General features: G+C 69.7%; 25 protein-coding genes and 1 tRNA gene. 5 read left to right on the top strand and 21 right to left on the bottom strand.

Translation table 11 applies throughout. The features are described 5' to 3' along the window. Positions 1–2: 2 nt before the first annotated feature. The 19 genes from nuoK to RTA_RS13560 form a co-directional block, all read right to left on the bottom strand. Positions 3–311, bottom strand: coding sequence for an NADH-quinone oxidoreductase subunit NuoK (gene nuoK / locus RTA_RS13470; RefSeq protein WP_013901966.1), 309 nt, complete (start codon positions 309–311; stop codon positions 3–5). Then, the gene (locus RTA_RS13475) at positions 308–964 is read right to left on the bottom strand and encodes an NADH-quinone oxidoreductase subunit J (RefSeq protein WP_013901967.1); all 657 of its coding nucleotides are present in this window, start codon (positions 962–964) and stop codon (positions 308–310) included. Before RTA_RS13475 ends, nuoK begins: the two co-directional genes overlap by 4 nt. A gap of 175 nt (positions 965–1,139) precedes the next feature. Further along, positions 1,140–1,658, bottom strand: a complete 519-nt coding sequence (gene nuoI / locus RTA_RS13480; protein ID WP_013901968.1) for an NADH-quinone oxidoreductase subunit NuoI — start codon at positions 1,656–1,658, stop codon at positions 1,140–1,142. 12 nt (positions 1,659–1,670) lie between these two features. Next, complete coding sequence (nuoH, locus tag RTA_RS13485; protein WP_013901969.1) at positions 1,671–2,753, bottom strand: NADH-quinone oxidoreductase subunit NuoH; 1,083 nt, start codon at positions 2,751–2,753, stop codon at positions 1,671–1,673. Continuing rightward, positions 2,750–4,888 (bottom strand): NADH-quinone oxidoreductase subunit NuoG, encoded by a 2,139-nt coding sequence (gene nuoG, locus RTA_RS13490; protein ID WP_041675578.1) that lies wholly within the window; start codon positions 4,886–4,888, stop codon positions 2,750–2,752. The genes nuoH and nuoG overlap by 4 nt, the downstream gene beginning before the upstream one ends. Before the next feature lie 16 nt (positions 4,889–4,904). Beyond that, positions 4,905–6,272 (bottom strand): NADH-quinone oxidoreductase subunit NuoF, encoded by a 1,368-nt coding sequence (gene nuoF / locus RTA_RS13495; RefSeq protein WP_013901971.1) that lies wholly within the window; start codon positions 6,270–6,272, stop codon positions 4,905–4,907. Next, a complete protein-coding gene (nuoE, locus tag RTA_RS13500; protein WP_013901972.1) occupies positions 6,272–6,760 on the bottom strand; it encodes an NADH-quinone oxidoreductase subunit NuoE in 489 nt (162 codons plus the stop codon). Before nuoE ends, nuoF begins: the two co-directional genes overlap by 1 nt. Continuing rightward, positions 6,757–8,010, bottom strand: coding sequence for an NADH-quinone oxidoreductase subunit D (locus RTA_RS13505; protein ID WP_013901973.1), 1,254 nt, complete (start codon positions 8,008–8,010; stop codon positions 6,757–6,759). The genes nuoE and RTA_RS13505 overlap by 4 nt, the downstream gene beginning before the upstream one ends. Further along, the gene (locus tag RTA_RS13510; RefSeq protein ID WP_013901974.1) at positions 8,003–8,641 is read right to left on the bottom strand and encodes an NADH-quinone oxidoreductase subunit C; all 639 of its coding nucleotides are present in this window, start codon (positions 8,639–8,641) and stop codon (positions 8,003–8,005) included. Before RTA_RS13510 ends, RTA_RS13505 begins: the two co-directional genes overlap by 8 nt. Before the next feature lie 5 nt (positions 8,642–8,646). After that, positions 8,647–9,126, bottom strand: a complete 480-nt coding sequence (locus tag RTA_RS13515) for a NuoB/complex I 20 kDa subunit family protein (RefSeq protein WP_013901975.1) — start codon at positions 9,124–9,126, stop codon at positions 8,647–8,649. A 34-nt stretch (positions 9,127–9,160) separates the two neighbouring features. Beyond that, positions 9,161–9,532: an NADH-quinone oxidoreductase subunit A gene (locus tag RTA_RS13520; protein ID WP_013901976.1), complete on the bottom strand. Its 372-nt coding sequence runs from the start codon at positions 9,530–9,532 to the stop codon at positions 9,161–9,163. 56 nt (positions 9,533–9,588) lie between these two features. After that, positions 9,589–9,673 (bottom strand) — tRNA-Leu (locus RTA_RS13525). 118 nt (positions 9,674–9,791) lie between these two features. Continuing rightward, positions 9,792–10,229 carry a preprotein translocase subunit SecG gene (gene secG, locus RTA_RS13530; RefSeq protein WP_013901977.1) on the bottom strand — a complete coding sequence of 146 codons (438 nt, stop codon included), beginning with the start codon at positions 10,227–10,229 and terminating at the stop codon, positions 9,792–9,794. Between the two features lie 28 nt (positions 10,230–10,257). After that, the gene (gene tpiA, locus RTA_RS13535; protein ID WP_041675579.1) at positions 10,258–11,019 is read right to left on the bottom strand and encodes a triose-phosphate isomerase; all 762 of its coding nucleotides are present in this window, start codon (positions 11,017–11,019) and stop codon (positions 10,258–10,260) included. 2 nt (positions 11,020–11,021) lie between these two features. Further along, positions 11,022–12,008 carry an NAD(P)H-quinone oxidoreductase gene (locus RTA_RS13540; RefSeq protein ID WP_013901979.1) on the bottom strand — a complete coding sequence of 329 codons (987 nt, stop codon included), beginning with the start codon at positions 12,006–12,008 and terminating at the stop codon, positions 11,022–11,024. A 60-nt stretch (positions 12,009–12,068) separates the two neighbouring features. After that, complete coding sequence (gene pnp / locus RTA_RS13545; protein ID WP_013901980.1) at positions 12,069–14,300, bottom strand: polyribonucleotide nucleotidyltransferase; 2,232 nt, start codon at positions 14,298–14,300, stop codon at positions 12,069–12,071. Between the two features lie 191 nt (positions 14,301–14,491). After that, positions 14,492–14,755 (bottom strand): 30S ribosomal protein S15, encoded by a 264-nt coding sequence (gene rpsO, locus RTA_RS13550; protein WP_013901981.1) that lies wholly within the window; start codon positions 14,753–14,755, stop codon positions 14,492–14,494. 85 nt (positions 14,756–14,840) lie between these two features. Beyond that, complete coding sequence (locus RTA_RS13555; RefSeq protein WP_013901982.1) at positions 14,841–15,752, bottom strand: DMT family transporter; 912 nt, start codon at positions 15,750–15,752, stop codon at positions 14,841–14,843. Between the two features lie 79 nt (positions 15,753–15,831). Next, positions 15,832–17,136, bottom strand: coding sequence for a pyridoxal phosphate-dependent aminotransferase (locus RTA_RS13560; protein ID WP_013901983.1), 1,305 nt, complete (start codon positions 17,134–17,136; stop codon positions 15,832–15,834). Between RTA_RS13560 and RTA_RS13565 the strand changes: the two genes are divergently transcribed. Further along, positions 17,135–17,701, top strand: a complete 567-nt coding sequence (locus tag RTA_RS13565; protein ID WP_013901984.1) for an Lrp/AsnC family transcriptional regulator — start codon at positions 17,135–17,137, stop codon at positions 17,699–17,701. The genes RTA_RS13560 and RTA_RS13565 overlap by 2 nt on opposite strands. A 3-nt stretch (positions 17,702–17,704) precedes the next feature. Here RTA_RS13565 and RTA_RS13570 read toward each other — a convergent pair whose 3' ends face one another. Next, positions 17,705–18,991: a branched-chain amino acid ABC transporter substrate-binding protein gene (locus RTA_RS13570; RefSeq protein ID WP_013901985.1), complete on the bottom strand. Its 1,287-nt coding sequence runs from the start codon at positions 18,989–18,991 to the stop codon at positions 17,705–17,707. Positions 18,992–19,102: 111 nt separating this feature from the next. On the opposite strand from RTA_RS13570, the gene RTA_RS13575 reads away from it, so the two are divergent. Together RTA_RS13575 and RTA_RS13580 are read left to right on the top strand one after the other, a co-directional pair. Further along, complete coding sequence (locus RTA_RS13575; RefSeq protein ID WP_013901986.1) at positions 19,103–19,489, top strand: Hsp20/alpha crystallin family protein; 387 nt, start codon at positions 19,103–19,105, stop codon at positions 19,487–19,489. Between the two features lie 84 nt (positions 19,490–19,573). Beyond that, the gene (locus RTA_RS13580; RefSeq protein ID WP_143762978.1) at positions 19,574–20,353 is read left to right on the top strand and encodes an alpha/beta hydrolase; all 780 of its coding nucleotides are present in this window, start codon (positions 19,574–19,576) and stop codon (positions 20,351–20,353) included. A gap of 13 nt (positions 20,354–20,366) precedes the next feature. Here RTA_RS13580 and tsaD read toward each other — a convergent pair whose 3' ends face one another. After that, entirely contained in the window at positions 20,367–21,404 is a 1,038-nt protein-coding gene (tsaD, locus tag RTA_RS13585; RefSeq protein WP_041675581.1) for a tRNA (adenosine(37)-N6)-threonylcarbamoyltransferase complex transferase subunit TsaD, read from the bottom strand. Between the two features lie 75 nt (positions 21,405–21,479). On the opposite strand from tsaD, the gene RTA_RS13590 reads away from it, so the two are divergent. Further along, entirely contained in the window at positions 21,480–22,106 is a 627-nt protein-coding gene (locus RTA_RS13590; RefSeq protein ID WP_041675582.1) for an ANTAR domain-containing response regulator, read from the top strand. Positions 22,107–22,397: 291 nt separating this feature from the next. Beyond that, the gene (locus RTA_RS13595; RefSeq protein WP_041675583.1) at positions 22,398–23,654 is read left to right on the top strand and encodes a CmpA/NrtA family ABC transporter substrate-binding protein; all 1,257 of its coding nucleotides are present in this window, start codon (positions 22,398–22,400) and stop codon (positions 23,652–23,654) included. The last annotated feature ends 7 nt before the right edge of the window (positions 23,655–23,661 follow it).

Raw genomic sequence — 23,661 nt, forward strand, 5'->3', positions numbered from 1 at the left:
CTTCAGCCCTTGAGCGTGTTCAGTTCTTCGACGTTGATGTTCGACTTGTTGCGGAACAGCAGGACCAGGATGGCCAGGCCGATCGCCGACTCCGCCGCCGCGACCGTGAGGATGAAGAACACGAACACCTGGCCGTGCATGTCGCCCAGGTAGTAGGAGAACGCGACGAAGTTCATGTTCACGGCCAGCAGCATCAGCTCGATGGCCATGAGCAGCACGATCAGGTTGCGCCGGTTCAGGAAGATGCCGACCACCGACAGGGCGAACAGGATGGCGCCCAGCGACAGGAAGTGACCGAGGGTGAGGATCATGCCTTCCCCTCCGGCGCGGCCTCGGCCGGCACCGGGGGTGCCGCCAGGGTGGGCGGCAGCTTGACCACCTGCAGCCGGTCGCGCGCCTTCACCCGCACCTGATGGGCCGGGTCCATGTGGCGGCTGTCCTTGCGCTCGCGCAGCGTGAGCGCGATGGCCGCGATGATGGCCACCAGCAGCAGCACGGCCGCGATCTCCAGCGGGTACAGGTACTGCGTGTACAGCAGCTTGCCCAGCTCCTTGGTGTTGGAATAGTCCGCCGCCACGGCCTGCGCCGTCGCCGCGGCCGGGCGCGCCTCCTCGCCGACGCGGAAGCCCCCCATCAGCACGGCCGCCATCTCCAGCGCGATCAGCGCGCCGATGAAGCCGGCCGCGGGGAAATGCTTCCAGAAGCCGGCGCGCAGGCTGTCGAGGTTGATGTCCAGCATCATCACCACGAACAGGAACAGCACCATCACGGCGCCCACGTAGACCAGCACCAGCGAGATCGCCAGGAACTCGGCCCGCAGCAGCAGCCACACGGCCGCCGCCTGGGAGAACGCCAGCACCAGGTACAGCGCGGCGTACACCGGGTTGCGCGCGGTGATGACGCGGAACGATGCGAACAGCAGCACCGCGGAGAACAGGTAGAAGAAGCCAGTCTTGATGTCCATATCGGTCTTCTCGCGGGTCACCGCGGAACCGGCTTTGCCGGGCCGCTGGTGGCGCCCCTTGAGGGCTGAGGGCCGCGGCTCCAGACCTGCTTGAGCAGGTCTGGACGGCCCGAAGAGCTGCTGCCTCTGGCAGCGGCACGGGGCACATGAAGGCGCTTCGGGGTGGTCGTCATTTCTAGCGGTACTTGGCGTCCGCCGCCTTGGCGGCGGCGATCTGCGGCTCGTAGCGGTCGCCCACCGCCAGCAGCATCTCCTTGGTGAAGTACAGGTCGCCGCGCTTCTCGCCGTGGTACTCCAGGGTCTGGGTCTCGACGATGGAATCGACCGGGCAGCTCTCCTCGCAGAAGCCGCAGAAGATGCACTTGGTGAGGTCGATGTCGTAGCGCGTGGTGCGGCGCGTGCCGTCGGCGCGCTGGTCCGACTCGATGGTGATGGCCAGCGCGGGGCACACGGCCTCGCACAGCTTGCAGGCGATGCAGCGCTCCTCGCCGTTCTCGTAGCGGCGCAGCGCGTGCAGGCCCCGGAAGCGCGGGCTGAGCGGCGTCTTCTCCTCGGGGAACTGGATGGTGATCTTGCGGCTGAAGGCGTACTTGCCGGTGATGGCCAGGCCCTTGAACAGCTCGACCAGCATGAAGCTGGACAGGAAGTCCTTGAGCGAGAACGCCGGCGGCCTGGGTAAGGCTTGGGTAGACATGGCGTTGTCCGGTTATTTCCAGATGTTGAACGGGGTCTGCATCCAGGCCCCGACCACGATCAGCCAGACCAGCGTGACCGGGATGAAGATCTTCCAGCCCAGGCGCATGATCTGGTCGTAGCGGTAGCGCGGGAACGTGGAGCGCACCCACAGGAACATGGTGACGACCAGGAAGGTCTTGAGGCCCAGCCAGATCCAGCCGGGGATCCAGTTGAGCAGCGGCGCCTCGATCGGCGGCAGCCAGCCGCCCAGGAACATGATGACGGCCAGGATCGAGACCAGCCACATGTTGGCGTACTCGGCCAGGAAGAACATGGCGAAGCTCATGCCCGAGTACTCGATCATGTGGCCCGCGACGATCTCCGACTCGCCTTCCACTACGTCGAACGGATGCCGGTTGGTCTCGGCCAGGCCGGCGATGAAGTAGACGACGAAGATGGGCAGCAGCGGCAGCCAGTTCCAGGACAGGAAGTTCAGGCCCAGGTCCGCGAACCGGCCGCGGGCCTGGCCCATCACCACGTCGGTCATGTTCAGGCTGGCCGAGACCATCAGCACCACCACCAGGCAGAAGCCCATGGCGATCTCGTAGCTGACCATCTGGGCCGAGGCCCGCAGCGCGCCCAGGAAGGCGTACTTGGAGTTGGAGGCCCAGCCGGCGATGATCACGCCGTACACCTCCAGCGAGGTGATGGCCATGATGAACAGCAGGCCGGCGTTGATGTTGGCCAGCGCCACGTCGGGACCGAAGGGGATCACCGCCCAGGCCGCCAGCGCCGGCATGATGGTCATGATGGGGCCGAGCAGGAACAGCCCCTTGTTGGCCGCCGTGGGGAGGATGATCTCCTTGGTCAGCAGCTTGAGCGCATCGGCGATGGGCTGCAGCAGGCCCAGCGGACCGATGCGGTTGGGGCCCATGCGGATCTGCGTGAAGCCGATGGCCTTGCGCTCCCACAGCGTGAGGTAGGCGACGGCGCCCATCAGCGGCGCGACCACCGCGATGATCTTGATCAGCGTCCAGGCCACCGGCCAGGCGGCGCCGGTCCACCAGGGGGCGGCGATCAGGCCGTTGCCGAACCCGTAGATCGTGTCGATCATGCCGGCGCCCCTTCCACCGCGGCCTGGGCCGCGCGCGCGTCCGCCGTCAGCTGCAGCGACGGCGCGCGGCGCACGATGCCGTCGAGCTGGTAGATGGCCGCCGTGGCCGGGCGGCCGGAAGCTGCCGACAGCTCGATGCGGGTGGACGTCGCGTTGCTCAGCTGGTCGCCCTGGACGAACGCCTCCTGCGCATCCTTCGCGCCGCGGGCGGCCACGAGCACCTCCTGCGCCGACTCCCAGTCGAAGCCCGGCAGGCCGAACATGTTGCCCAGCACGCGCAGCACCTTCCAGGCCGGACGGGTCTCGCCCATGGGCTTGACCACGGCATGGAAGCTCTGGACGCGGCCTTCGGCGTTGACGAAGGTGCCCGGCGTCTCGGTGAACGGCGCGATGGGCAGCAGCACGTCGCTGAATTCCAGGTTGGCCTTGAACGGGCTGAGCGTCACGACCATCTCGGCACGGCCCAGCGTTTCGGCGGCACGGGCACCGGCGGCGGAATCGAACACCGGCTCGTTGTTCAGCAGCAGCACGGCCTTCAGGCCGCCGGCCAGCATCTGGCCGGCATTCAGGCCGCCCTCGTTCGGCAGCGCGCCGGCCAGCTGCGCGCCCACCGTGTTGGCCGCCTCGGTGAGGTAGCCGACGGTCGCGCGGGTGTGCTCGCCGATCCAGCGGGCCAGCGCCAGCAGCGACGAGGCGTTGGCGTGGTGCGCCGCCGCGTTGCCCAGCAGCACGGCCTTGCGCTCGCCCGACAGCAGCGAGCGGGCCATGGCCCTGGCGGTCTCGGACGCCTCGGCCTGGGCCGGGGCGGGGACACCCTTCTCGGAAGCGATGGCGGCGGCGACGCCCGCCAGGGCGCGGACCCATTCGCCGGCGGCGACCACGGACTTGGCCGCGATGGGCATGGCCCAGTCGCTGTCGGCGTCGTGCACCACGGAGACCTGCGCGCCCTTGCGCGCGGCCATGCGCACGCGCAGCGAGAACAGCGGATGGTCCTTGCGCAGGTTGGAGCCGACCACCAGCACGCGCTGCAGCTCGGACAGCGCCGCGATGCGGGTGCCCAGCCAGCGCACGCCCTCGAAGGGGGTGAACTGCGCGTGCCGCAGGCGATGGTCGATGTTCTCGCTGCCCAGGCCGCGCACCAGCCGGCCGGCCAGGAACAGCTCCTCCACGGTGCTGTGCGGGCTCACCAGGGCCCCGATGGCCTTGGCGCCATGGTCGGCCTTGACCAGCTTCAGGCCATGGACCACGTACTCCAGCGCGGTCTGCCAGTCCACGGTCTTCCACTCGCCGCCCTGCTTGAGCATGGGCGCCGTGAGCCGCTCGCCGGTGTTGAGCGCCTCGTAGGAGAAGCGGTCGCGGTCGGCCAGCCAGCATTCGTTGACGGCCTCGTTCTCCAGCGGCAGCACCCGCATCACGCGGTTGTTCTTGACCTGCACGATCAGGTTGGCGCCGGTGGAATCGTGCGGGCTGACCGACTTGCGGCGCGACAGCTCCCAGGTGCGGGCGCTGTAGCGGAAGGGCTTGCTGGTCAGCGCGCCGACCGGGCACAGGTCGATCATGTTGCCCGAGACCTCGGAGTCGACCGTGTCGCCCAGCACCGTGGTGATCTCGCTGTGCTCGCCGCGGTGGATCATGCCCAGCTCCATCACGCCGGCCACTTCCTGGCCGAAGCGCACGCAGCGGGTGCAGTGGATGCAGCGGCTCATCTCCTCGGTGGAGATGAGCGGGCCGATGTCCTTGTGCGGCACGACGCGCTTCTCCTCCTCGTAGCGCGAGGAGGAGCCGCCGTAGCCCACGGCCAGGTCCTGCAGCTGGCATTCGCCTCCCTGGTCGCAGATGGGGCAGTCCAGCGGGTGGTTGATGAGGAGGAACTCCATCACCGACTGCTGGGCCTTGATGGCCTTGTCGCTGCGCGTGCGCACCACCATGCCGTTGGTCACCGGGGTGGCGCAGGCGGGCATGGGCTTGGGCGCCTTCTCCACGTCCACCAGGCACATGCGGCAGTTGGCGGCGATGGAGAGCTTCTTGTGGTAGCAGAAATGCGGGATGTAGGTGCCGACCTTCTCGGCGGCATGCATGACCATGCTGCCGTCGGCGATCTCCACCTTCTGTCCGTCTAGGGTGATTTCAGCCATGTTGTGCTTTCGACGGTCAGCCGCGCGCGCCCGCGGGCACCGGGACCTGGCCGTCCGAGGTGGGCAGGTTGGGCCGGGCGATCTTGGCCTCGAACTCGTGCCGGAAGTGCTTGATCATGGCGCGCACCGGCATCGCCGCCGCGTCGCCGAGGGCGCAGATGGTGCGGCCCTGGATGTTGTCGGCCACCGAGTTGAGCAGGTCCATGTCGCTGGGCTTGCCGTGGCCGTTGTCGATGCGGTCCACCACGCGCCACAGCCAGCCCGTGCCTTCGCGGCAGGGCGTGCACTGGCCGCAGGACTCGTGCATGTAGAAATAGGACAGCCGCTTGAGCGACTGCACCATGTCGCGCGTCTCGTCCATCACGATGACGGCGCCCGAGCCCAGCATGGAGCCGGCCTTGGCGATGGAGTCGTAGTCCATCGTGCAGTCCATCATGGCGCTGGCGGGCAGCACCGGCGCGGACGAGCCGCCCGGGATCACGGCCTTGAGCTTCCTGCCGCCGCGCACGCCGCCGGCCAGCTCCAGCAGCTTGCTGAACGGCGTGCCCAGCGGGATCTCGTAGTTGCCGGGCAGCTCCACGTCGCCGGACACCGAGAAGATCTTGGTGCCGCCGTTGTTCGGCTTGCCGCACTCCAGGTAGGCCTGGCCGCCGTTGCGGATGATCCAGGGCACCGCGGCGAAGGTCTCGGTGTTGTTGATGGTGGTGGGCTTGCCGTACAGGCCGAAGCTGGCCGGGAACGGCGGCTTGAAGCGCGGCTGGCCCTTCTTGCCCTCCAGCGACTCCAGCAGCGCCGTCTCCTCGCCGCAGATGTAGGCGCCGAAGCCGTGCGCCGCGTGCAGCTGGAAGCTGAAGCTCGAGCCCAGGATGTTGCTGCCCAGCAGGCCGGCCGCCCTCGCCTCCTCCAGCGCCTCCTCGAAGCGCTCGTAGGTCTGGAAGATCTCGCCGTGGATGTAGTTGTAGCCCACGGTGATGCCCATCGCGTAGGCCGCGATGATCATGCCCTCGATGACAATGTGCGGGTTGTAGTGCAGGATGTCGCGGTCCTTGCACGTGCCCGGCTCGCCCTCGTCGGAGTTGCACACCAGGTACTTCTGGCCCGGGAACTGGCGCGGCATGAAGCTCCACTTCAGGCCGGTGGGGAAGCCCGCGCCGCCGCGGCCGCGCAGGGCCGATTCCTTGACGGTGGCGATCACCTGGTCCTGGGTCAGACCCTCGGCGATGATCCTGCGCAGCGCCTTGTAGCCGTCGCGCGCCTCGTAATCCGCGAGGCGCCAGTTGGTGCCGTCGAGCCGGGCGTAGATCTGCGGGTTGATGTGGCGGCCGTGGAAGCAGGTCTGCACCCCGGTCGCCTGGAATTGCGAGAGAACTTGGCTGGCGTTCATTACTGCTGCTCCGCCTTGCGCAAGCCGTCGACCAGTTGGTCCAGCTTGTCGCTGCTCATGAAGCTGCACATGGTGCGGTCGTTGACCAGCATCACCGGCGAGTCGGCGCAGGCGCCCAGGCACTCGCTCTGCTGCAGGGTGAAAAGGCCGTCGGGCGTGGTCTCGCCCATGGCGATGCCCAGCCGCTGCTCCAGGTGGTGCAGCGCCTTGGCGCCGTCGCGCAGCTGGCACGGCAGGTTGGTGCAGACGCCCAGCTTGTAGCGGCCCACCGGCTTCTGGTTGTACATGTTGTAGAAGGTCGTGACCTCGTGGACCGCGATGGTCGGCATGCCCAGGTAGCGGGCGACCGCCTCCTCGCTGTCCTTGCTCACGTAGCCCTGCTCCTGCTGCACGATGGCCAGGCAGGCCATCACCGCCGACTGCTTCTGGTCGGCCGGGTACTTGGCCACTTCGCGGTCGAAGCGGGCGCGGGTTGCGTCAGAAATCATCGATCGATCTCCCCGAACACGATGTCCATCGTCCCGATGATGGCGACCGCGTCGGCAATCATGTGGCCGCGCCCCATCTCGTCGAGGGAAGCCAGGTGCGCGAAGCCGGGCGCGCGGATCTTCAGGCGGTAGGGCTTGTTGGCGCCGTCGCTGACGATGTAGATGCCGAACTCGCCCTTGGGATGCTCCACCGCGGCGTAGGCCTCGCCCTCGGGCACGCGGAAGCCCTCGGAGAAGAGCTTGAAGTGATGGATCAGCTCTTCCATGTTGGCCTTCATGGACTCGCGGTCCGGCGGCGCCACCTTGTGGTTGTCGGTGATCACCGGGCCGGGGTTGGCGCGCAGCCAGGCCACGCACTGCCGGATGATCCTGTTGGACTCGCGCATCTCCTGTACGCGCACCAGGTAGCGGTCGTAGCAGTCACCGGTGGCGCCGACCGGGATGTCGAAGTCCATCTTGTCGTAGACCTCGTACGGCTGCTTCTTGCGCAGGTCCCAGGCAATGCCCGAGCCGCGCAGCATGGGGCCGGTGAAGCCCAGGTTGAGCGCCCGCTCGGGCGCCACCACGCCGATGCCCACGGTGCGCTGCTTCCAGATGCGGTTGTCGGTCAGCAGCGTCTCGTACTCGTCCACGTACTTGGGGAAGCGCCGGGCGAAGTCGTCGATGAAGTCCAGCAGCGTGCCGCTGCGGTTCTCGTTGAGCTGCCGGATGGCCCGCTCGTTGCGCACCTTGCTGGCCTGGTACTGCGGCATGCTGTCGGGCAGGTCGCGGTACACGCCGCCCGGGCGGAAGTAGGCCGCGTGCATGCGCGCCCCGGACACCGCCTCGTACATGTCGAACAGGTCCTCCCGCTCGCGGAAGCAGTAGATCAGCATGTTCATCGCGCCGCAGTCCAGGCCGTGCGCGCCCAGCCACAGCAGGTGGTTCAGCAGGCGCGTGATCTCGGCGAACATGACGCGGATGTACTGCGCGCGGATCGGCACCTCGATGCCCATCATCTTCTCGATGGCCAGGCAGTAGGCATGCTCGTTGCACATCATGGACACGTAGTCCAGGCGGTCCATGTAGGGCAGCGACTGGATGTAGGTCTTGGTCTCGGCCAGCTTCTCGGTGGCGCGGTGCAGCAGGCCGATGTGCGGGTCGGCGCGCTGGATCACCTCGCCGTCGAGCTCCAGCACCAGGCGCAGCACGCCGTGCGCGGCCGGATGCTGCGGACCGAAGTTCAGGGTGTAGTTCTTGATCTCAGCCATTGCCCATGCCCCGCCCGGCCTGGATGCCGCCGTAGTGGTCCTCGCGGATGATGCGCGGCGTGATCTCGCGCGGCTCGATGGTCACCGGCTGGTAGATCACGCGCTGGCGCTCGGGGTCGTAGCGCATCTCGACATGGCCGGACACGGGGAAGTCCTTGCGGAACGGGTGGCCGATGAAGCCGTAGTCGGTCAGGATGCGGCGCAGGTCGGCATGTCCCTCGAACACGATGCCGAACAGGTCGAAGGCCTCGCGCTCGAACCAGTTGGCCGCGCTCCACAGGCCGGTGATCGAGTCCACCAGGGGCAGCTCGTCGTCGGGTGCGAACACCCGCAGCCGCACGCGCTGGTTCAGGCTCACGGACAGCAGGTGCACCACGACCGCGTAGCGCGGGCCGTCCCAGCCGCCGTCGCGGTACTCGGAGTAGTCGATGCCGCACAGGTCCAGCATCTGCTCGAAGCGGCAGTCCGGCGCGTCGCGCAGCACCTGGGCGGCCTTCAGGTAGTTGGCCGCGGTCACGGTGACGGAGACCTCGGCGAGCTTGAGCTCGATGCGCTTGGCCAGGGGGCCCAGTGCGGCGGCCAGGGTCTCTTTCAGCGCCGCGGGGTCCACGGCGAAGGGAGTGGTCGTCATGGTGCTTAAGCCCGGGCGATGGTCTGCGTGCGGCGGATCTTCTGCTGCAGCTGGATGATCCCGTACAGCAGCGCCTCGGCCGTGGGCGGGCAGCCGGGGACGTAGACGTCCACCGGCACGATGCGGTCGCAGCCGCGCACCACCGAGTAGCTGTAGTGGTAGTAGCCGCCGCCGTTGGCGCAGGAGCCCATGGACAGCACCCAGCGCGGCTCGGGCATCTGGTCGTAGACCTTGCGCAGCGCCGGCGCCATCTTGTTGCACAGCGTGCCGGCCACGATCATCAGGTCGGACTGGCGCGGGCTGGGGCGGAACAGCATGCCGAAGCGGTCGATGTCGTAGCGCGCGGCGCCCGCGTGCATCATCTCCACGGCGCAGCAGGCCAGGCCGAAGGTCATGGGCCACAGCGAGCCCGTCTTGGCCCAGTTGATGACGCTGTCCACGGTCGTCGTGACGACGCCCTTGTCGAGAATGCCTTGATCAGCCATTGCGAAAAAACCTTTGCTTAGGGCGCGCGGGGACTCACTCCCACTCGAGCGCGCCCTTCTTCCATTCGTAGACGAAGCCCACGACCAGGATGCCCAGGAAAACCATCATGGCCCAGAAGCCCACCGGCCCGATCTCCTTGAGCGCCACGGCCCAGGGGAAGAGGAAGGCGATCTCCAGGTCGAACAGGATGAACAGGATGGCGACGAGGTAGTAGCGCACGTCGAACTTCATGCGCGCATCCCCGAAGGCCTCGAAGCCCGACTCGTAGGGCGAGTTCTTGGCGGCGTCCGGCTTGTTGAAGCCAGCGGCGCCGGCGAAGAAATAGCCCAGCAGCTGCGGAACCACGCCGACCCCGATCCCGACCAGGATGAACAGGAGAACTGGGAGGTACTGGTCTAGGCTCATCTCGGGGCTCTGATCACCGCTTCAAGCCCCCGGGCGCGGCCGGGGGCTCTTGTATCTGGTGCCGTCGGCGAGACTCGAACTCGCACAGCTTTCGCCACTACCCCCTCAAGATAGCGTGTCTACCAATTTCACCACGACGGCGGCGTGTTGCTGCCCGGAAAGCGCCATGAGGCTGCTGGTCTTGTGGCTCTCCGGACAGCCTGAGAGTTTACCCTGAAACACGGTCGTTTCTCCCTGAAACGACACGAGAAACGCGAGCCTAGCGCGTGGGGATCTGCCCCGCGCCCGAGGCCGGCGTCGCGGGCGCCGCCGGGACCGCCGCAGCGCCGGGTGCGGCCGGCGCAGGCGCGGCCGTGCCGGGGATCTGCGCGGCGCCCGAAGCCGCCGGCGCCGGCGTGGGCACGGCAGCGGGCGCGGAGGCCGGTGCACGGTCCAGCACGCTGCCGGAATCAACCGGGCGCAGGTTGCCGAAGTAGGCCAGCGCCAGCGTGCAGACGAAGAACACGGCGGCCAGCACGGCCGTCGTGCGCGACAGGAAGTTGGCGCTGCCGGTGGCGCCGAACAGGCTGCCCGAGCCGCCGCTGCCGAAGGCCGCGCCCATGTCGGCGCCCTTGCCGTGCTGGATGAGGATGAGCCCGATCATGCCCAGCGCCGAGAGCAGCTGGACCGCGAGGATGAGGGTGAGCAGTACGTTCATGTCGTGGTGAGTCCTAATCTGGTGCGCTTCAGGCGGTGGCGGCGCGGGCGGCGGCGATGATCTGCAGGAAATCCGCGGCCTTGAGCGAGGCCCCGCCGATCAGGCCGCCGTCGATGTCCGGCTGGGCCAGCAGGCTGGCGGCATTGGCGGCGTTCATGCTGCCGCCGTAGAGGATGGCGACGCGGTCGCTGTGCGCGGTGGCCGCCTGCAGCTGCGCGCGCAGCACGGCATGCACCTGCTGGGCCTGCCCGGGCGTGGCGGTCCGGCCGGTGCCGATGGCCCAGACCGGCTCGTAGGCGACCGCGATCTCGCTGATGCAATGCCCGTTGGCGTGGATCACGGCGGCCAGCTGGCGCTTGACCACCGCCTCGGTCTGGCCGGCCTCGCGCTCGGCCAGCGTCTCGCCGACGCAGACGATGGGCGTGATGCCGTGCGCGAGCGCCGCCTTGGCCTTGTCGGCCACCAGCGCGTCGCTCTCGCCGTGGTACTGGCGGCGCTCGGAATGCCCGACGATGGCGAAACGCACGCCGAACTCCTTGAGCATGGCGGCCGACACCTCGCCGGTGTAGGCGCCCTGCTCGTGGCGCGAGACGTCCTGCGCGCCGAGCTCGAGCGCCGAGCCGTGGCGCAGCATCTGCACCTGCGCCAGGTAGGGCGCCGGCGCGCAGACCGCCACCTGGCAGCCCGCATCGGCACCCATGCCCGCCACCACGGCGCGCACCAGCGCGTCGTTGGCGGCGATGCCGCCGTTCATCTTCCAGTTGCCGGCGATGAGCTTTTTCTTTTTCATGTTCACCAGGTGAGGACGATCTTGCCGATGTGCTGGTTGGATTCCATCAGCGCATGGGCCTGCGCGGCGTCGGCGGCGGCAAAGGTGCCGTGGATCACCGGCTTGATGGCGCCCGCCTCGATCAGCGGCCACACCTTCTCGCGCAGCGCGGCGGCGATGGCCGCCTTGAAGGCCACCGGCCGCGGCCGCAGCGTGGAGCCGGTGACCGTGAGCCGGCGCCGCAGCACCAGGCCGGCGTTGAATTCGCTCTTGGCGCCGCCCTGCACGGCGATGATGACCAGCCGCCCGTCCTCGGCCAGGCACTCGACCTCGCGCGCGACGTAGCCGCCGGCCACCATGTCCAGGATGACGTCCGGGCCGGCGCCGCCGGTGAGCCGCTTGGCCTCGGCAGCGAAGTCGGCCGTCTTGTAGTTGATGGCGTGGTCGGCCCCCAGCGCCAGGCAGGCCTGGCACTTGTCGTCGCTGCCGGCGGTGACGATCACCGTGGCCCCAAGGGCCTTGGCCATCTGGATCGCCGTGACGCCGATGCCGCTGGAGCCGCCCTGCACCAGCAGCGCCTCGCCCGGCTGCAGGCGGCCGCGGTCGAACACGTTGCTCCAGACGGTGAAGAAGGTCTCGGGCAGCGAGGCCGCCTCGACGTCGGACAGGCCGCGCGGCACCGGCAGGCACTGGCCCACGGGCGCCACGCACAGCTGCGCGTAGCCGCCGCCGGCCACCAGCGCGCAGACGCGGTCGCCGGCCTTGAAGCCGGCCGCCGCCATCGCCCGGGCGTCGCCGCCGACGATCTCGCCGGCCACTTCCAGCCCCGGGATGTCGGACGCGCCAGGCGGCACCGGGTAGTTGCCGGTGCGCTGCAGCACGTCCGGACGGTTCACGCCGCTGGCGGCCACGCGCAGCAGCACCTCGCCGGCACCCGCGACGGGGTCGGGACGCTCGGCCAGCCGCAGCACCTCGGGGGCGCCGTAGCTGCTGATCTCAACCGCTTTCATGGTCGTTTCGGCCCGCAGCCCGCCCGCATCGGGCGGGCTGCTGCAGCTTTTGCCGGCGAATCACTCGCCTTGCGGCTCGACCGGAGCCGCCTGCTGGGGCTCGCGCGGCTCACGCGGCTCACGAGACTCGCGCGGCGGACGGTCGCCCCGCTCGGCACGCTCGCGGCGCTCGCCGCCGTTGTGCTCGGGCATGCCGGCCGGGCGCTCCAGCAGCGCCTTCATGGACAGCTTGACGCGGCCCTTCTCGTCGGTCTCCAGCACCTTGACGCGCACCACCTGGCCTTCGGACAGGTAGTCGCCGACCTTCTCCACGCGCTCATGGGCGATCTGGCTGATGTGCAGCAGGCCGTCCTTGCCGGGCAGCAGGTTGATCAGCGCGCCGAAGTCCAGGATCTTGGTGATCGGGCCTTCGTAGACCTTGCCGATCTCCACTTCCGCGGTGATCTGCTCGATGCGCTTCTTGGCTTCCTCCGCCTTGGCGGCGTCGGTCGCCGCGATGGTGATGGTGCCGTCTTCCTCGATGTTGATCTGGCAGCCGGTCTCGTCGGTCAGCGCGCGGATCACCGCGCCGCCCTTGCCGATCACGTCGCGGATCTTCTCGGGGTTGATCTTCATGGTGTAGAGCTTGGGCGCGAAGCTGCTCACCTCGGTCTTGGCCTCGCCCATGGCCTCCTGCATCTTGCCCAGGATGTGCATGCGCGCCTCCTTGGCCTGGGCCAGGGCGACCTGCATGATCTCCTTGGTGATGCCCTGGATCTTGATGTCCATCTGCAGGGCGGTGATGCCGTTGGTGGTGCCGGCCACCTTGAAGTCCATGTCGCCCAGGTGGTCCTCGTCGCCCAGGATGTCGGTCAGCACCGCGAAGCGGTTGCCTTGCTTGATCAGGCCCATGGCGATGCCGGCCACGTGCGCCTTCATGGGCACGCCGGCGTCCATCATGGACAGGCAGCCGCCGCACACCGAGGCCATGGACGAGGAGCCGTTGGACTCGGTGATCTCCGACACCACGCGGATGGTGTAGGGGAACTCCTCCTTGGTCGGCAGGCAGGCCGCCAGCGCGCGCTTGGCCAGCCGGCCGTGGCCGATCTCGCGGCGCTTGGTCGAGCCCATGCGGCCCACCTCGCCGGTGGCGAAGGGGGGCATGTTGTAGTGGAACATGAAGCGGTCCTCGAACTCGCCGGCCAGCGCGTCGATGCGCTGCGCGTCGCGCTCGGTGCCCAGCGTGGTGACCACCAGGGCCTGGGTCTCGCCGCGGGTGAACAGCGCCGAGCCGTGGGTGCGCGGCAGCACGCCGTTGCGGATCTCGATCGGGCGCACGGTGCGGGTGTCGCGGCCGTCGATGCGCGGCTCGCCGGCCAGGATCTGGCTGCGCACGATGGACGACTCGATGCCGAACAGCAGGTCGGCCACCTTGGCCGCGTCGAACTCGCTGCCTTCGGCCTTCAGGCTGTCGAGCACGGAGGCCGAGGCCTCGCGCAGGGCCTGGGTGCGGGCCTGCTTGCTGCGGATCTGGTAGGCGGCGCGCAGCTTCTCTTCGGCCAGGGCCTTGACCTTGGCGATGAAGGGCTCGTCCTGCGCCGGCGGCTGCCAGTCCCACACCGGCTTGCCGGCCTCGCGCACCAGCTCGTGGATGGCATTGATGGCGATCTTGCCCTGCTCGTGGCCGAACACCACGGCGCCCAGCATCACCTCCTCGGGCAGCTGCTGCGCCTCGGACTCGACCATCAGCACGGCGGCCTCGGTGCCGGCCACCACCAGGTCCAGCTGCGATTCCTTGCGCTGGGTCTGGCCGGGGTTGAGCACGTACTCGCCGTTGACGTAGCCCACGCGCGCGGCGCCGATCGGTCCGGCGAACGGGATGCCGGAGATCGCCAGCGCGGCGCTGGTGCCGATCATGGCGGCGATGTCGGCGTCCACCTCGGGGTTGAGCGACAGCGTGTGGATGACCACGTGCACTTCGTTGAAGAAGCCCTCGGGGAACAGCGGCCGGATCGGGCGGTCGATCAGGCGGGAGGTCAGCGTCTCCAGCTCGCTGGGCTTGGCCTCGCGCTTGAAGAAGCTGCCGGGGATCTTGCCCGCGGCGTAGGTCTTCTCGATGTAGTCGACGGTCAGCGGGAAGAAGTCCTGGCCCGGCTTGGCGGTCTTGGAGGCGACCACGGTGGCCAGCACCACGGTGTCGTCGATGTTGACCACCACGGCGCCGCCGGACTGGCGCGCGATCTCGCCGGTTTCCAGGGTGACGGTGTGCTGGCCCCAGGTGAAGGTCTTGCTGACTTTGTTGAAGATGCTCATGTCCTGACTCTCTCTCGTTGGGAGGAGCGCTGGGAGCGAACACGATGCCATTCCATCAGGGGCCGCCAGCCGGCGGGACCGGGCCCCTGGTGGAATGACACAGCGCGTATCCGTTCCGTCCTGCTCCGAAATGAAACGCGCCTGAGCTAGCGGGCTAACTCAGGCGCGTCTCGCGTTTTCTTTGCGCGGGCTTACTTGCGCAGGCCCAGCTTGCCGATCAGCGCCGTGTAGCGGTCGGCGTCGGCGCCCTTCAGGTAGGCCAGCAGGCTCTTGCGGCGGTTCACCATGCGCAGCAGGCCGCGGCGGCCGTGGTGGTCCTTGGCATGGGTCTTGAAGTGCGGCGTCAGCTCGTTGATGCGGGCGGTGAGCAGCGCGACCTGGACTTCCGGGCTGCCGGTGTCGCTGGCCGAGCGGGCGTGGGTCTTGACGACCTCGGCCTTGTTGATGGCGGTCATGGGGTTTCCTTGAAAAAATGGTTTTGACTTGCGTTGGCGCTGGAACGGCCCCAACGTGCGCCCTGCCATAGGCAAAGCCCCGGGATTATAGCCGTCCCGCGCCGGGCCGCCGGCCGGGTGCGCTGGCGCCCAGCAGCACACCGCCCAGCACCAGCGCGCAGCCGGCCAGCTGCCCGGCGCCCAGTACCTCGCCCAGCACCAGGGCCGACAGCGCCAGCGCTGACACCGGCAGCCAGGCGGTGGTCAGGGCGGCCAGGCCCCCGCTCAGCCGCGCCGCACCGGCGTACCAGAGCCAGAAACCCAGCACCGTAGGCACCCAGGCGTAGTAGGCGGTGGCCGCCCAGGCCGAGGCAGGCACCTGCAGGCGCCAGGGGCGCTCCAGCAGGGCCGGCAGCAGCGACAGCAGCAGGCCCAGCGCCGCCATGCTGGACGACAGCGCCAGGGCCGGCAGCGGCTGGCGCAGCCGCTTGTTCAGCAGGATGAACACCGCCTCGCAGCCCACCGCGCCCAGGACCAGCAGGTTGCCCAGCCAGGCACCCGGGACAGCCCGGGCCTCGCCCGCCGGCAGGGTGACGACCAGCACCCCGGCCAGCGCCAGGCCCAGGCTGGCGAGCAGCCGGGGGCCCAGGCGCTCGCGCAGCACCAGCAGCGCGAAACCGGCCGCGACGGCGGGCAAGGTGCCGGCCACCACCCCGGCGTCGGCGCCGCTCGCCAGGCGCGTGCCCAGCAGCATCAGCACCGTGTAGCCCACGCTGCCCGCCCCGGCCTGGGCGGCCAGGATCGCGGCGTCGTGCCGGCCCGGGCGCGGCCAGCGGGTGCCGGTGGCTGCCATGAGCACGCAGAACACCGGCAGCGCCAGTGCGAACCGCAGCGCCGTGGCGGTGAACGGCGGCAGTCCCGCCGTCATCAGCTTGCTGGCCACCACCGTGCTGCCCACCGTCACCATCGCCAGGCTGCACAGCAGCAGGCCGACCGCCGCCCTCGCTCCCACCACCATGGCCCCGCTCCTTCGATGCGAAAGCGCCATGCTGCCGCCACGTTGCGCGGCGGTCTTGAACGGGATTGCAGCGCCCGGTTCAGTCCAGCCAGCGCCGCAGGCGCTCCACGCCCTGGCTCAGCCGGTCCAGGTCCCGGGAGGCGAAGCACCAGCGCAGCCAGCCCTGGGCCTCGGGCCCGAAGGCGGTGCCGGGCGCCAGGCCCAGCCCGGCCTCGCCGACCAGGCGCTTGGCCACCTTCAGCGAATCGCCGCTGCCCTCCAGCTGGAAGAAGGCGTACATGCCGCCGCGGGCTGGCGACACGCGCACCCGGGGCAAGGCCTGCAGCTGGGGCACCAGGGTGTCGCGGCAGGCCTTCAGGTGGGCCACCACGCGCGGCGTGACCTCGTCGGCGCGGGCCAGGGCGGCCAGGGCCGCGCGCTGGGTGAACACGCTGGCGCAGGAGGTGTTGAACTCGACCAGCTTGCCCATGGGCTCGGTCATGGCCGGCGGCATCACCAGCCAGCCCAGGCGCCAGCCGGTCATCAGGAAGCTCTTGGAGAAGCTGTGCGCCACTACCAGCCGGTCGTCGGGCCGGGCGATGTCGAGGAAGCTGGGCGCGCAAGGACCGGCTCCCCCCGAAGCGCTGCGCGCCTCCCCCCTGAGGGGGGCGCCCGGCTCGGGGCGGCCCAGCGCCGGGCCGGGCGTGTCCTCGTAGTACAGCCGCTCGTACACCTCGTCCGCCAGGATCCAGGTGCCGGTGGCCCGGCAATGGTCGAGGATGGCCTGCTGCTCGGCGCGGCCGAGGGTCCAGCCGGTCGGGTTGTTGGGCGCGTTCACCACCAGCAACCGGGTGGCGGGCGTCACCGCGGCCAGCAGCGCGGGCAAGTCCAGCGTCCAGGCGCCCTGCACCGGCCGCAGCGGCACGGTGCGCAGCCGGGCGCCCATGATCTGCGGCTGGGCCGTCAGGTTGGGCCACACGGGCGTGACCGCCACCACCTCGTCGCCGGCGTCCACCAGGGCCTGCACCGCCAGCATCAGCGCGTTGACGCCGCCGGAGGTGACGGCGATGCGGTCGGCGCCCACCGGCCCGTGCAGCGCCGAGGTGTAGCCGGCGATCGCCTGGCGCAGCTCGGGCAGGCCCAGGTTGTGCGCGTAGAAGGTCTCGCCCTTGTGCAGCGAGTCGATCGCCGCCTGCCGGATGAAATCCGGCGTGACCTCGTCGCTCTCGCCGAACCAGAAGGCCAGCACGTCGGGCCGGCCCAGGCCGGCGTTGGCCACCTCGCGGATGCGCGAGGCCTCGAGGTCCAGGATGGTCTGTCGCATGGAGTGACTGTAATTCGGTGTGCGGGAATAATCTTTTCTGCTTTTGCGCCCACGGCCGCTTGCAGGAAAGGACCTTGCCATGCCGCGCCCTTCGACGAAAACCTCGCCCGCACCCGCACCCGCACCGGCACCGGCCGCCGTGCGCCGGCACGACGAGCCCGCCGAGCCCGAGCACCGCGGCCTGGACCGCTACGACATCAATATCCTGGCCGAGCTGCAGCGCGACGCCCGCATCACCAACGCCGAGCTGGCGCAGCGCGTGGGCCTGAGCGCCGCGCCGTGCTGGCGCCGCGTGCGCCGGCTGGAGACCGAGGGCTACATCGACGGCTACCACGCCAGCGTCAACCGCCAGAAGATCGGCCTGGGCGTGGTGGCCTTCGTGCGCCTGTTCGCCGAGCGCAACACCGGCGAGGTGACCGAGGAGATCAAGCGCCAGGTGCTGGCCCTGCCCCAGGTGCTGGCCTGCCACCACGTCTCGGGCGAGGGCTCGTTCGAGATCGTCGTGGTCCACACCGACCTGGAGGCCTACGCCCGCTTCGTGCGCGAGGTGCTGATCAACCTGCCGCACATCAAGGACCTGCGGACCAGCTTCTCGCTGGGCGAGGTGAAGAACCTGCGGCAGCTGCCGCTGGACCACCTGCGCTGAGGCTCAGGCCGCGGGCCGGACCATGCGGCACGAGGACGGCATCTGCGCCTGCTCCGGCGCGATGTCGCGGATCACCCGGAAGCCGTAGCCCGAGCCTTCCACGTCGAACTTCACGCCCGGCGCGCCCTGCCGGTCCATCACGCCCACCACCAGCGACTGCTGGAACTGGTGGTCCGCCGCCCGCATCGCGCCTTTCTGGCCGTAGAAATCGAGCGTGACCCGCTCCAGCTGCGCCGCCACCGCGACCGGCTCCATCGTGCCCGCGCGGTCCAGGGCCTGGGCCAGCGCCTCGACCATCATCTGCATGCGCATGTGCACGTAGTCGTCCTGCGGCTTGGGGAAGCGCTGGCGGAACGCCCGGTAGAAGGCCTCGCTCTGCGCGGTGGGCAGGTTGGGCAGCCAGTCGGCCGCCGCGATCACGCGGCCCACGCCGGCGTCGCCGATGGCCGCCGGCGCGCCCAGCGCGTTGCCGTAGAAGGTGTAGAACTTGCCCTCGAAGCCGACCTCGCGCGCCGCCTTCACCAGCAAGGTGAGGTCGTTGCTGAAGTTGCCGGTGACCACCGCGTCGGCGCCGCTGGCCTTGATCTTGGTCGCGTACGGCGCGAAGTCCTTGATGCGCAGCAGCGGGTGCAGCTCGTCGCCGACGATGCGCACGTCCGGCCGCAGCAGGCCCAGCTGGCGGCGCGCCTCGCGCAGCACGCCCTGGCCGAAGCTGTAGTCCTGCCCCAGCAGGTAGACCGACTTCACCTGCGCGTCGTCCTTGAGCACCCCCATCAGCGCGGTCATGCGCATGTCGGCATGCGCGTCGAAGCGGAAATGCCAGTAGCTGCATTTCTCGTTGGTCAGGACCGGGTCGACCGCGGAGTAGTTGAGGAACAGGACGCGGCGCTGCGGCTCGCGCTCGTTGTGCCGGTTGACGGCGTCGACCAGCGCCGCGGCCACCGCGGACGAATTGCCCTGCAGGATGAACTGCGCGCCGTCGTCCAGGGCCGAACGCAGCGCCGACAGCGCCTCCTCGATCTGGCCCTTGCTGTCGTAGCGATCCAGCTGCAGCGGGCGGCGCCGGCCGTCACGCATGCGCACGCCCCCGCGCTCGTTGACCCGCTCCACCGCCCAGGCCAGGTTGCGGAACACCGCCTCGCCGCCGTTGGCGTTGCCGCCGGACAGCCCCTCGATCATGGCCAGCTTGACCGGCCCGGCGGCGCCCTGCTGGGCCAGCGCGGCGGCCGGAAGAAATAGCGTTGCCGCCAGCGATTTCAAGACCTCTCGGCGCAGATTTTTCCCTCTCATGGAACCCTTGAAAAACATGCCGGCCGGGCACAGATCGTGTCCAGGCGGCGATCGGTGAAAAACGAAAGCCGCGAGTGTAAGTGAGCCGTTTTTCCATTGAAGGAGATCACCATGTTTTTCGCACCCGTCGTCCGCACCCGCGCCGTGGCCCCGGCCCATCGTTCGTTCGACCGCAGCTTCGAGCGCTTCGTCAACGACGCCTTCTTCGGCGCAGCCCCGGCCGCCCGCGGCCTGCACCTGCAGGAGGATGACAAGGCCTGGACCGTCACCCTGGACCTGCCCGGCATCGCCCGCGAGGACCTGAGCATCAACGTCGAAGGTTCCGTCGTGCGCATCGAGACCCGCCAGGAAGCCAAGCGCCAGTACAAGGCCGCCTACGAGCTGCCCCAGGAAATCGACGTCGACGCCACCAGCGCCAAGCTGGAGAACGGCGTGCTGACGCTGGCTCTGGCCAAGAAGCAGCCGGTGAGCAACGCCCGCCAGATCCAGCTGAGCTGATCCCGGCGGGACGGGGCTGAGTCGCCTGGCCCGAACGGGCCCCCACGGCCCACCGGACGCCGCACGGTCGCCACAATCGGCGCCGTGCGGCGATTCTTTTTCTTCCCTGCCCTCCTCCTCCTGCTCGGCGCGGCCACGATCGCCGGCTGCGCGGCGTTGCGCGCGCCCACCGTGCCCATGCCGACGCAGGTGGTGCGCGCGGCCTGCCCCGCCGACACCCTGCTGGTGCTGCTGCCCGGCGCCCATTCGTCCATCGACGAGTTCGAGCAGGACGGCGGCTGGCTCAGCGCGCTGCGCGCGCGCCGCATCGCGGCGGACGTGATGCTGGCCGATGCGCACATGGGCTACTACCGCGACCAGTCCGTGGTCGACCGGCTGCAGGCCGACGTGTTCGCGCAGGCGCGGGCGGCGGGCTACCGGCAGGTCTGGCTGGCCGGCATCTCGCTGGGCGGCTTCGGCTCGCTGCTCAACGAATGGGCGGTGCCGGGCCGCACCAGCGGGCTGATCGTGCTGGCGCCCTACCTGGGCGAGCCGCCGCTGATCAAGCAGATCGAGGCCGCCGGGGGCTTGCGCCGCTGGCAGCCGCCGGCACAGGCGCCGGATGCGGACGACCCGCTGGCCGAGGTCGAACTGCGGCTGTGGCGCTGGCTGCGGCAGCACACGGCCGGCGAGGCCGGCGCACGCCCGCCGCTGTACCTGGGCTACGGCACCGAGGACCGCTTCGCCCAGGGACACCGCCTGCTGGCGGCGGCCCTGCCGGCCGAGCGGGTGTTCACCACGCCGGGCGGCCACGACTGGCCGCAATGGCGGCGCCTGTGGCTGCAGGTGCTGGAGCGGGTGCCGCTGCCGCGCTGCGCAGCCTGAAGGCGCGCCCGCTTCAGGCCGCCACGATCTCGTGCAGCGGCCAGCGCGGCTTGACGTCGAAGGCGTAGTCGGTGCTCGCCTGCTGCGCCCCGGCGGCCAGCCGCATCGCGGCCGCCATGGCGATCATGGCGCCGTTGTCGGTGCACAGCGCCAGCTCCGGGTAGTGCACCCGCACGCCGAGCCGGGCGCAAGCCGCATCCAGCTGCTCGCGCAGCCGCCGGTTGGCGCCCACGCCGCCAGCCACCACCAGGCGCTGCAGGCCGGTCTCCTGCAGCGCGGCCAGCGATTTCCTGAGCAGCACCTCCACGATGGCCGCCTCGGTCGAGGCCGCCAGGTCGGCCTTGCGCGCGGGCAGCCCCTCGCCCAGCTTCCTGGCCTGGGTCAGCACCGCCGTCTTCAGGCCGGCGAACGAGAAGTCCAGGTCGCCGCTGTGCAGCAGCGGGCGCGGCAGCTTGAACGCCTGGGCATCGCCCTGCTCGGCCAGGCGGGACAGCGCCGGCCCGCCTGGGTAGCCCAGGCCCAGCAGCTTCGCCGACTTGTCGAAGGCCTCGCCGGCGGCGTCGTCGATGGTCTCGCCCAGCAGCTGGTAGCGGCCCACGCCTTCCACCCGCATCAGCTGGGTGTGGCCGCCGGACACCAGCAGGGCGACGAAGGGGAACCCGGGCGGGTCGGCGCTGAGGAAGGGCGACAGCAGATGCCCTTCCAGGTGGTGCACGCCCAGCACCGGCTTGCCCAGGGCGGCGCCCAGGGCGCAGGCCACGCCCGCGCCCACCAGCAGCGCGCCGGCCAGGCCGGGGCCGCGGGTGTAGGCCACCACGTCGACCTCGGGCAGCCGGCGCCCGGCGTCGGCCAGCACCCGCGTGGCCAGCGGCAGCACGCGGCGGATGTGGTCGCGGCTGGCCAGCTCGGGCACCACGCCGCCGTAGGCCTGGTGCATGTCGATCTGGCTGTGCAGGGCATGCGACAGCAGGCGCGGCACGGCGATGCCGGCGGCCTCGACCAGGGCGACGCCGGTTTCGTCGCAGGAGGATTCGATGCCCAGGACAAGCATCACGGCAGTGTAGGCCGGGCGCCGCCGCCAGCGGGGCGTCGGGGCTTTGGCGCGATTCTTGCGCGCGACGCCCGCATGACCGAGGCTTTACGCATCGTGGTGGTGGCGCCCGACCTGGTGGTCAGCGACCCCGGGGACGAGCATGCCGTGCAGCAGGCCGAACGATCGCGCTCGCTGCGCATCGGCCTGCTGGAGAACGGCTTCAACCTGATCGCCACCCTGCCGGCCGACGTGTTCCTGGCCGAGCGCATCGCCCAGCTGCAGCCGGACATGATCATCGTGGACGCCGAGAGCGCCGCGCGCGACGCGCTGGAGCACGTGGTGATGGCCACGCGCGACGAGCGCCGGCCCATCGTGCTGTTCACCAACGACGAGGACACCCGCCACGTCCGGGACGCGGTGGCCGCGGGCGTGTCGGCCTACATCGTGGCCGGGCTGGCGTCCGAGCGCATCCGCCCCATCCTGCATGTGGCCATGGCGCGCTTCCAGCACGAGCAGGCGCTGCGCCGCGAGCTGGCCGACGCGCGCTCCGAGCTGGCCGGGCGCAAGACCATCGAGCGGGCCAAGGGCCTGCTGATGCGGCGCCAGGGCCTGTCCGAGACCGAGGCCTACGAGAAGCTGCGCAAGACCGCCATGGACAAGGGCCTGAAGCTGGCCGAGGTGGCGCAGCGCATCCTGGACGTGGCCGACCTGCTCGGCTGATGCGCTGCCGTGGTGCAGCGCACAAAACGGGTGCGCCGCTGGGCTTCAGGCGTCGAACCGGCTCCCCGGCCCTTGTCCTTACTGGCCGGCAGCTCCTGAAACCATAGCAGGCGGGTGTGGCACACCGCTTGCATCATGGAGCGCATCAACCGACGAAGGTTGGATGGCCACCCCGCTTCAACGGCGAAGCACCGGGCGGCCGCACCGGACGAAGGCGTCCCCACCCACGGGTTTCCCGTGCGCGTGCGGACGCCTTTTTTGTTGTTTGTCTCGTTGCTGGAGCTGCCCGTGATGCCCGACCTGCTGAAAACCAAACTCTCGCGCCGCAGCGTGCTGCAGGCCGTGGCCGTCGGCGCGGCCGGCGTCTCGCCGGCCTTGCGCACCGCGGTCTACGCCCAGGGATCGGACGCGCCGGAGAAGAAGGAAGTGAAGATCGGCTTCATCCCGCTGACCGACTGCGCCAGCGTGGTGATGGCCTCGGTGTTGGGCATCGACCAGAAGTACGGCGTCAAGATCATCCCCACCAAGGAAGCCAGCTGGGCCGGCGTGCGCGACAAGCTGGTCAACGGCGAGCTGGACATGGCCCACGTGCTGTGGGGCCTGGTCTACGGCGTGCACATGGGGACGGCCGGTCCGAAGAAGGACATGGCCGTGCTGATGAACCTGAACCACAACGGGCAGGCCATCACGCTGTCGAAGAAGTTGGCCGACAAGGGCGCGGTGGACGGCGCCTCGCTGGCCAGGGTGATGGCCGCCGACAGGCGCGAGTACACCTTCGCCCAGACCTTCCCCACCGGCACCCACGCCATGTGGCTCTACTACTGGCTGGCGGCCTACGGCATCCACCCGATGAAGGACGCCAAGATCATCACGGTGCCGCCGCCCCAGATGGTGGCCAACATGCGCGTGGGCAACATGGACGGCTTCTGCGTGGGCGAGCCCTGGGGCCACCGCGCCATCATGGACGGCATCGGCATCACGGCGGTGACCACCCAGGACATCTGGCGCGACCATCCGGAGAAGGCGCTGGGCACCACGGCGGACTTCGTCAGGAAGTACCCGAACACCGCCCGCGCGGTGACGGCAGCCATCATCGAGGCCGGCAAGTGGATCGACGCCGGCCTGCAGAACAAGAACAGGATGGCCGAGACCGTGGCCGACAAGGCCTACGTCAACACCAGCGTGGACGCCATCAACCAGCGCATCCTGGGCCGCTACCAGAACGGCCTGGGCCGGACCTGGGACGACCCGAACCACATGAAGTTCTTCAACGACGGCTCGGTGAACTTCCCCTACCTGTCCGACGGCATGTGGTTCCTGACCCAGCACAAGCGCTGGGGCCTGGTCAAGGAGCACCCGGACTACCTGGGCATCGCCCGGCAGATCAACCAGGTCGACCTCTACAAGCAGGCCGCGGCGGCTGCCAGGGTGCCGGTGCCCAGGGAGGCCATGCGCAGCAGCAAGATGGTCGACGGCGTGGTGTGGGACGGCAAGGACCCGAGGAAGTACGCCGAGTCGTTCAAGGTCAACGCCGCGTCGGCGGCGTAAGGGGCAC

Source organism: Ramlibacter tataouinensis TTB310, assembly GCF_000215705.1.
Lineage (GTDB): Bacteria > Pseudomonadota > Gammaproteobacteria > Burkholderiales > Burkholderiaceae_C > Ramlibacter > Ramlibacter tataouinensis.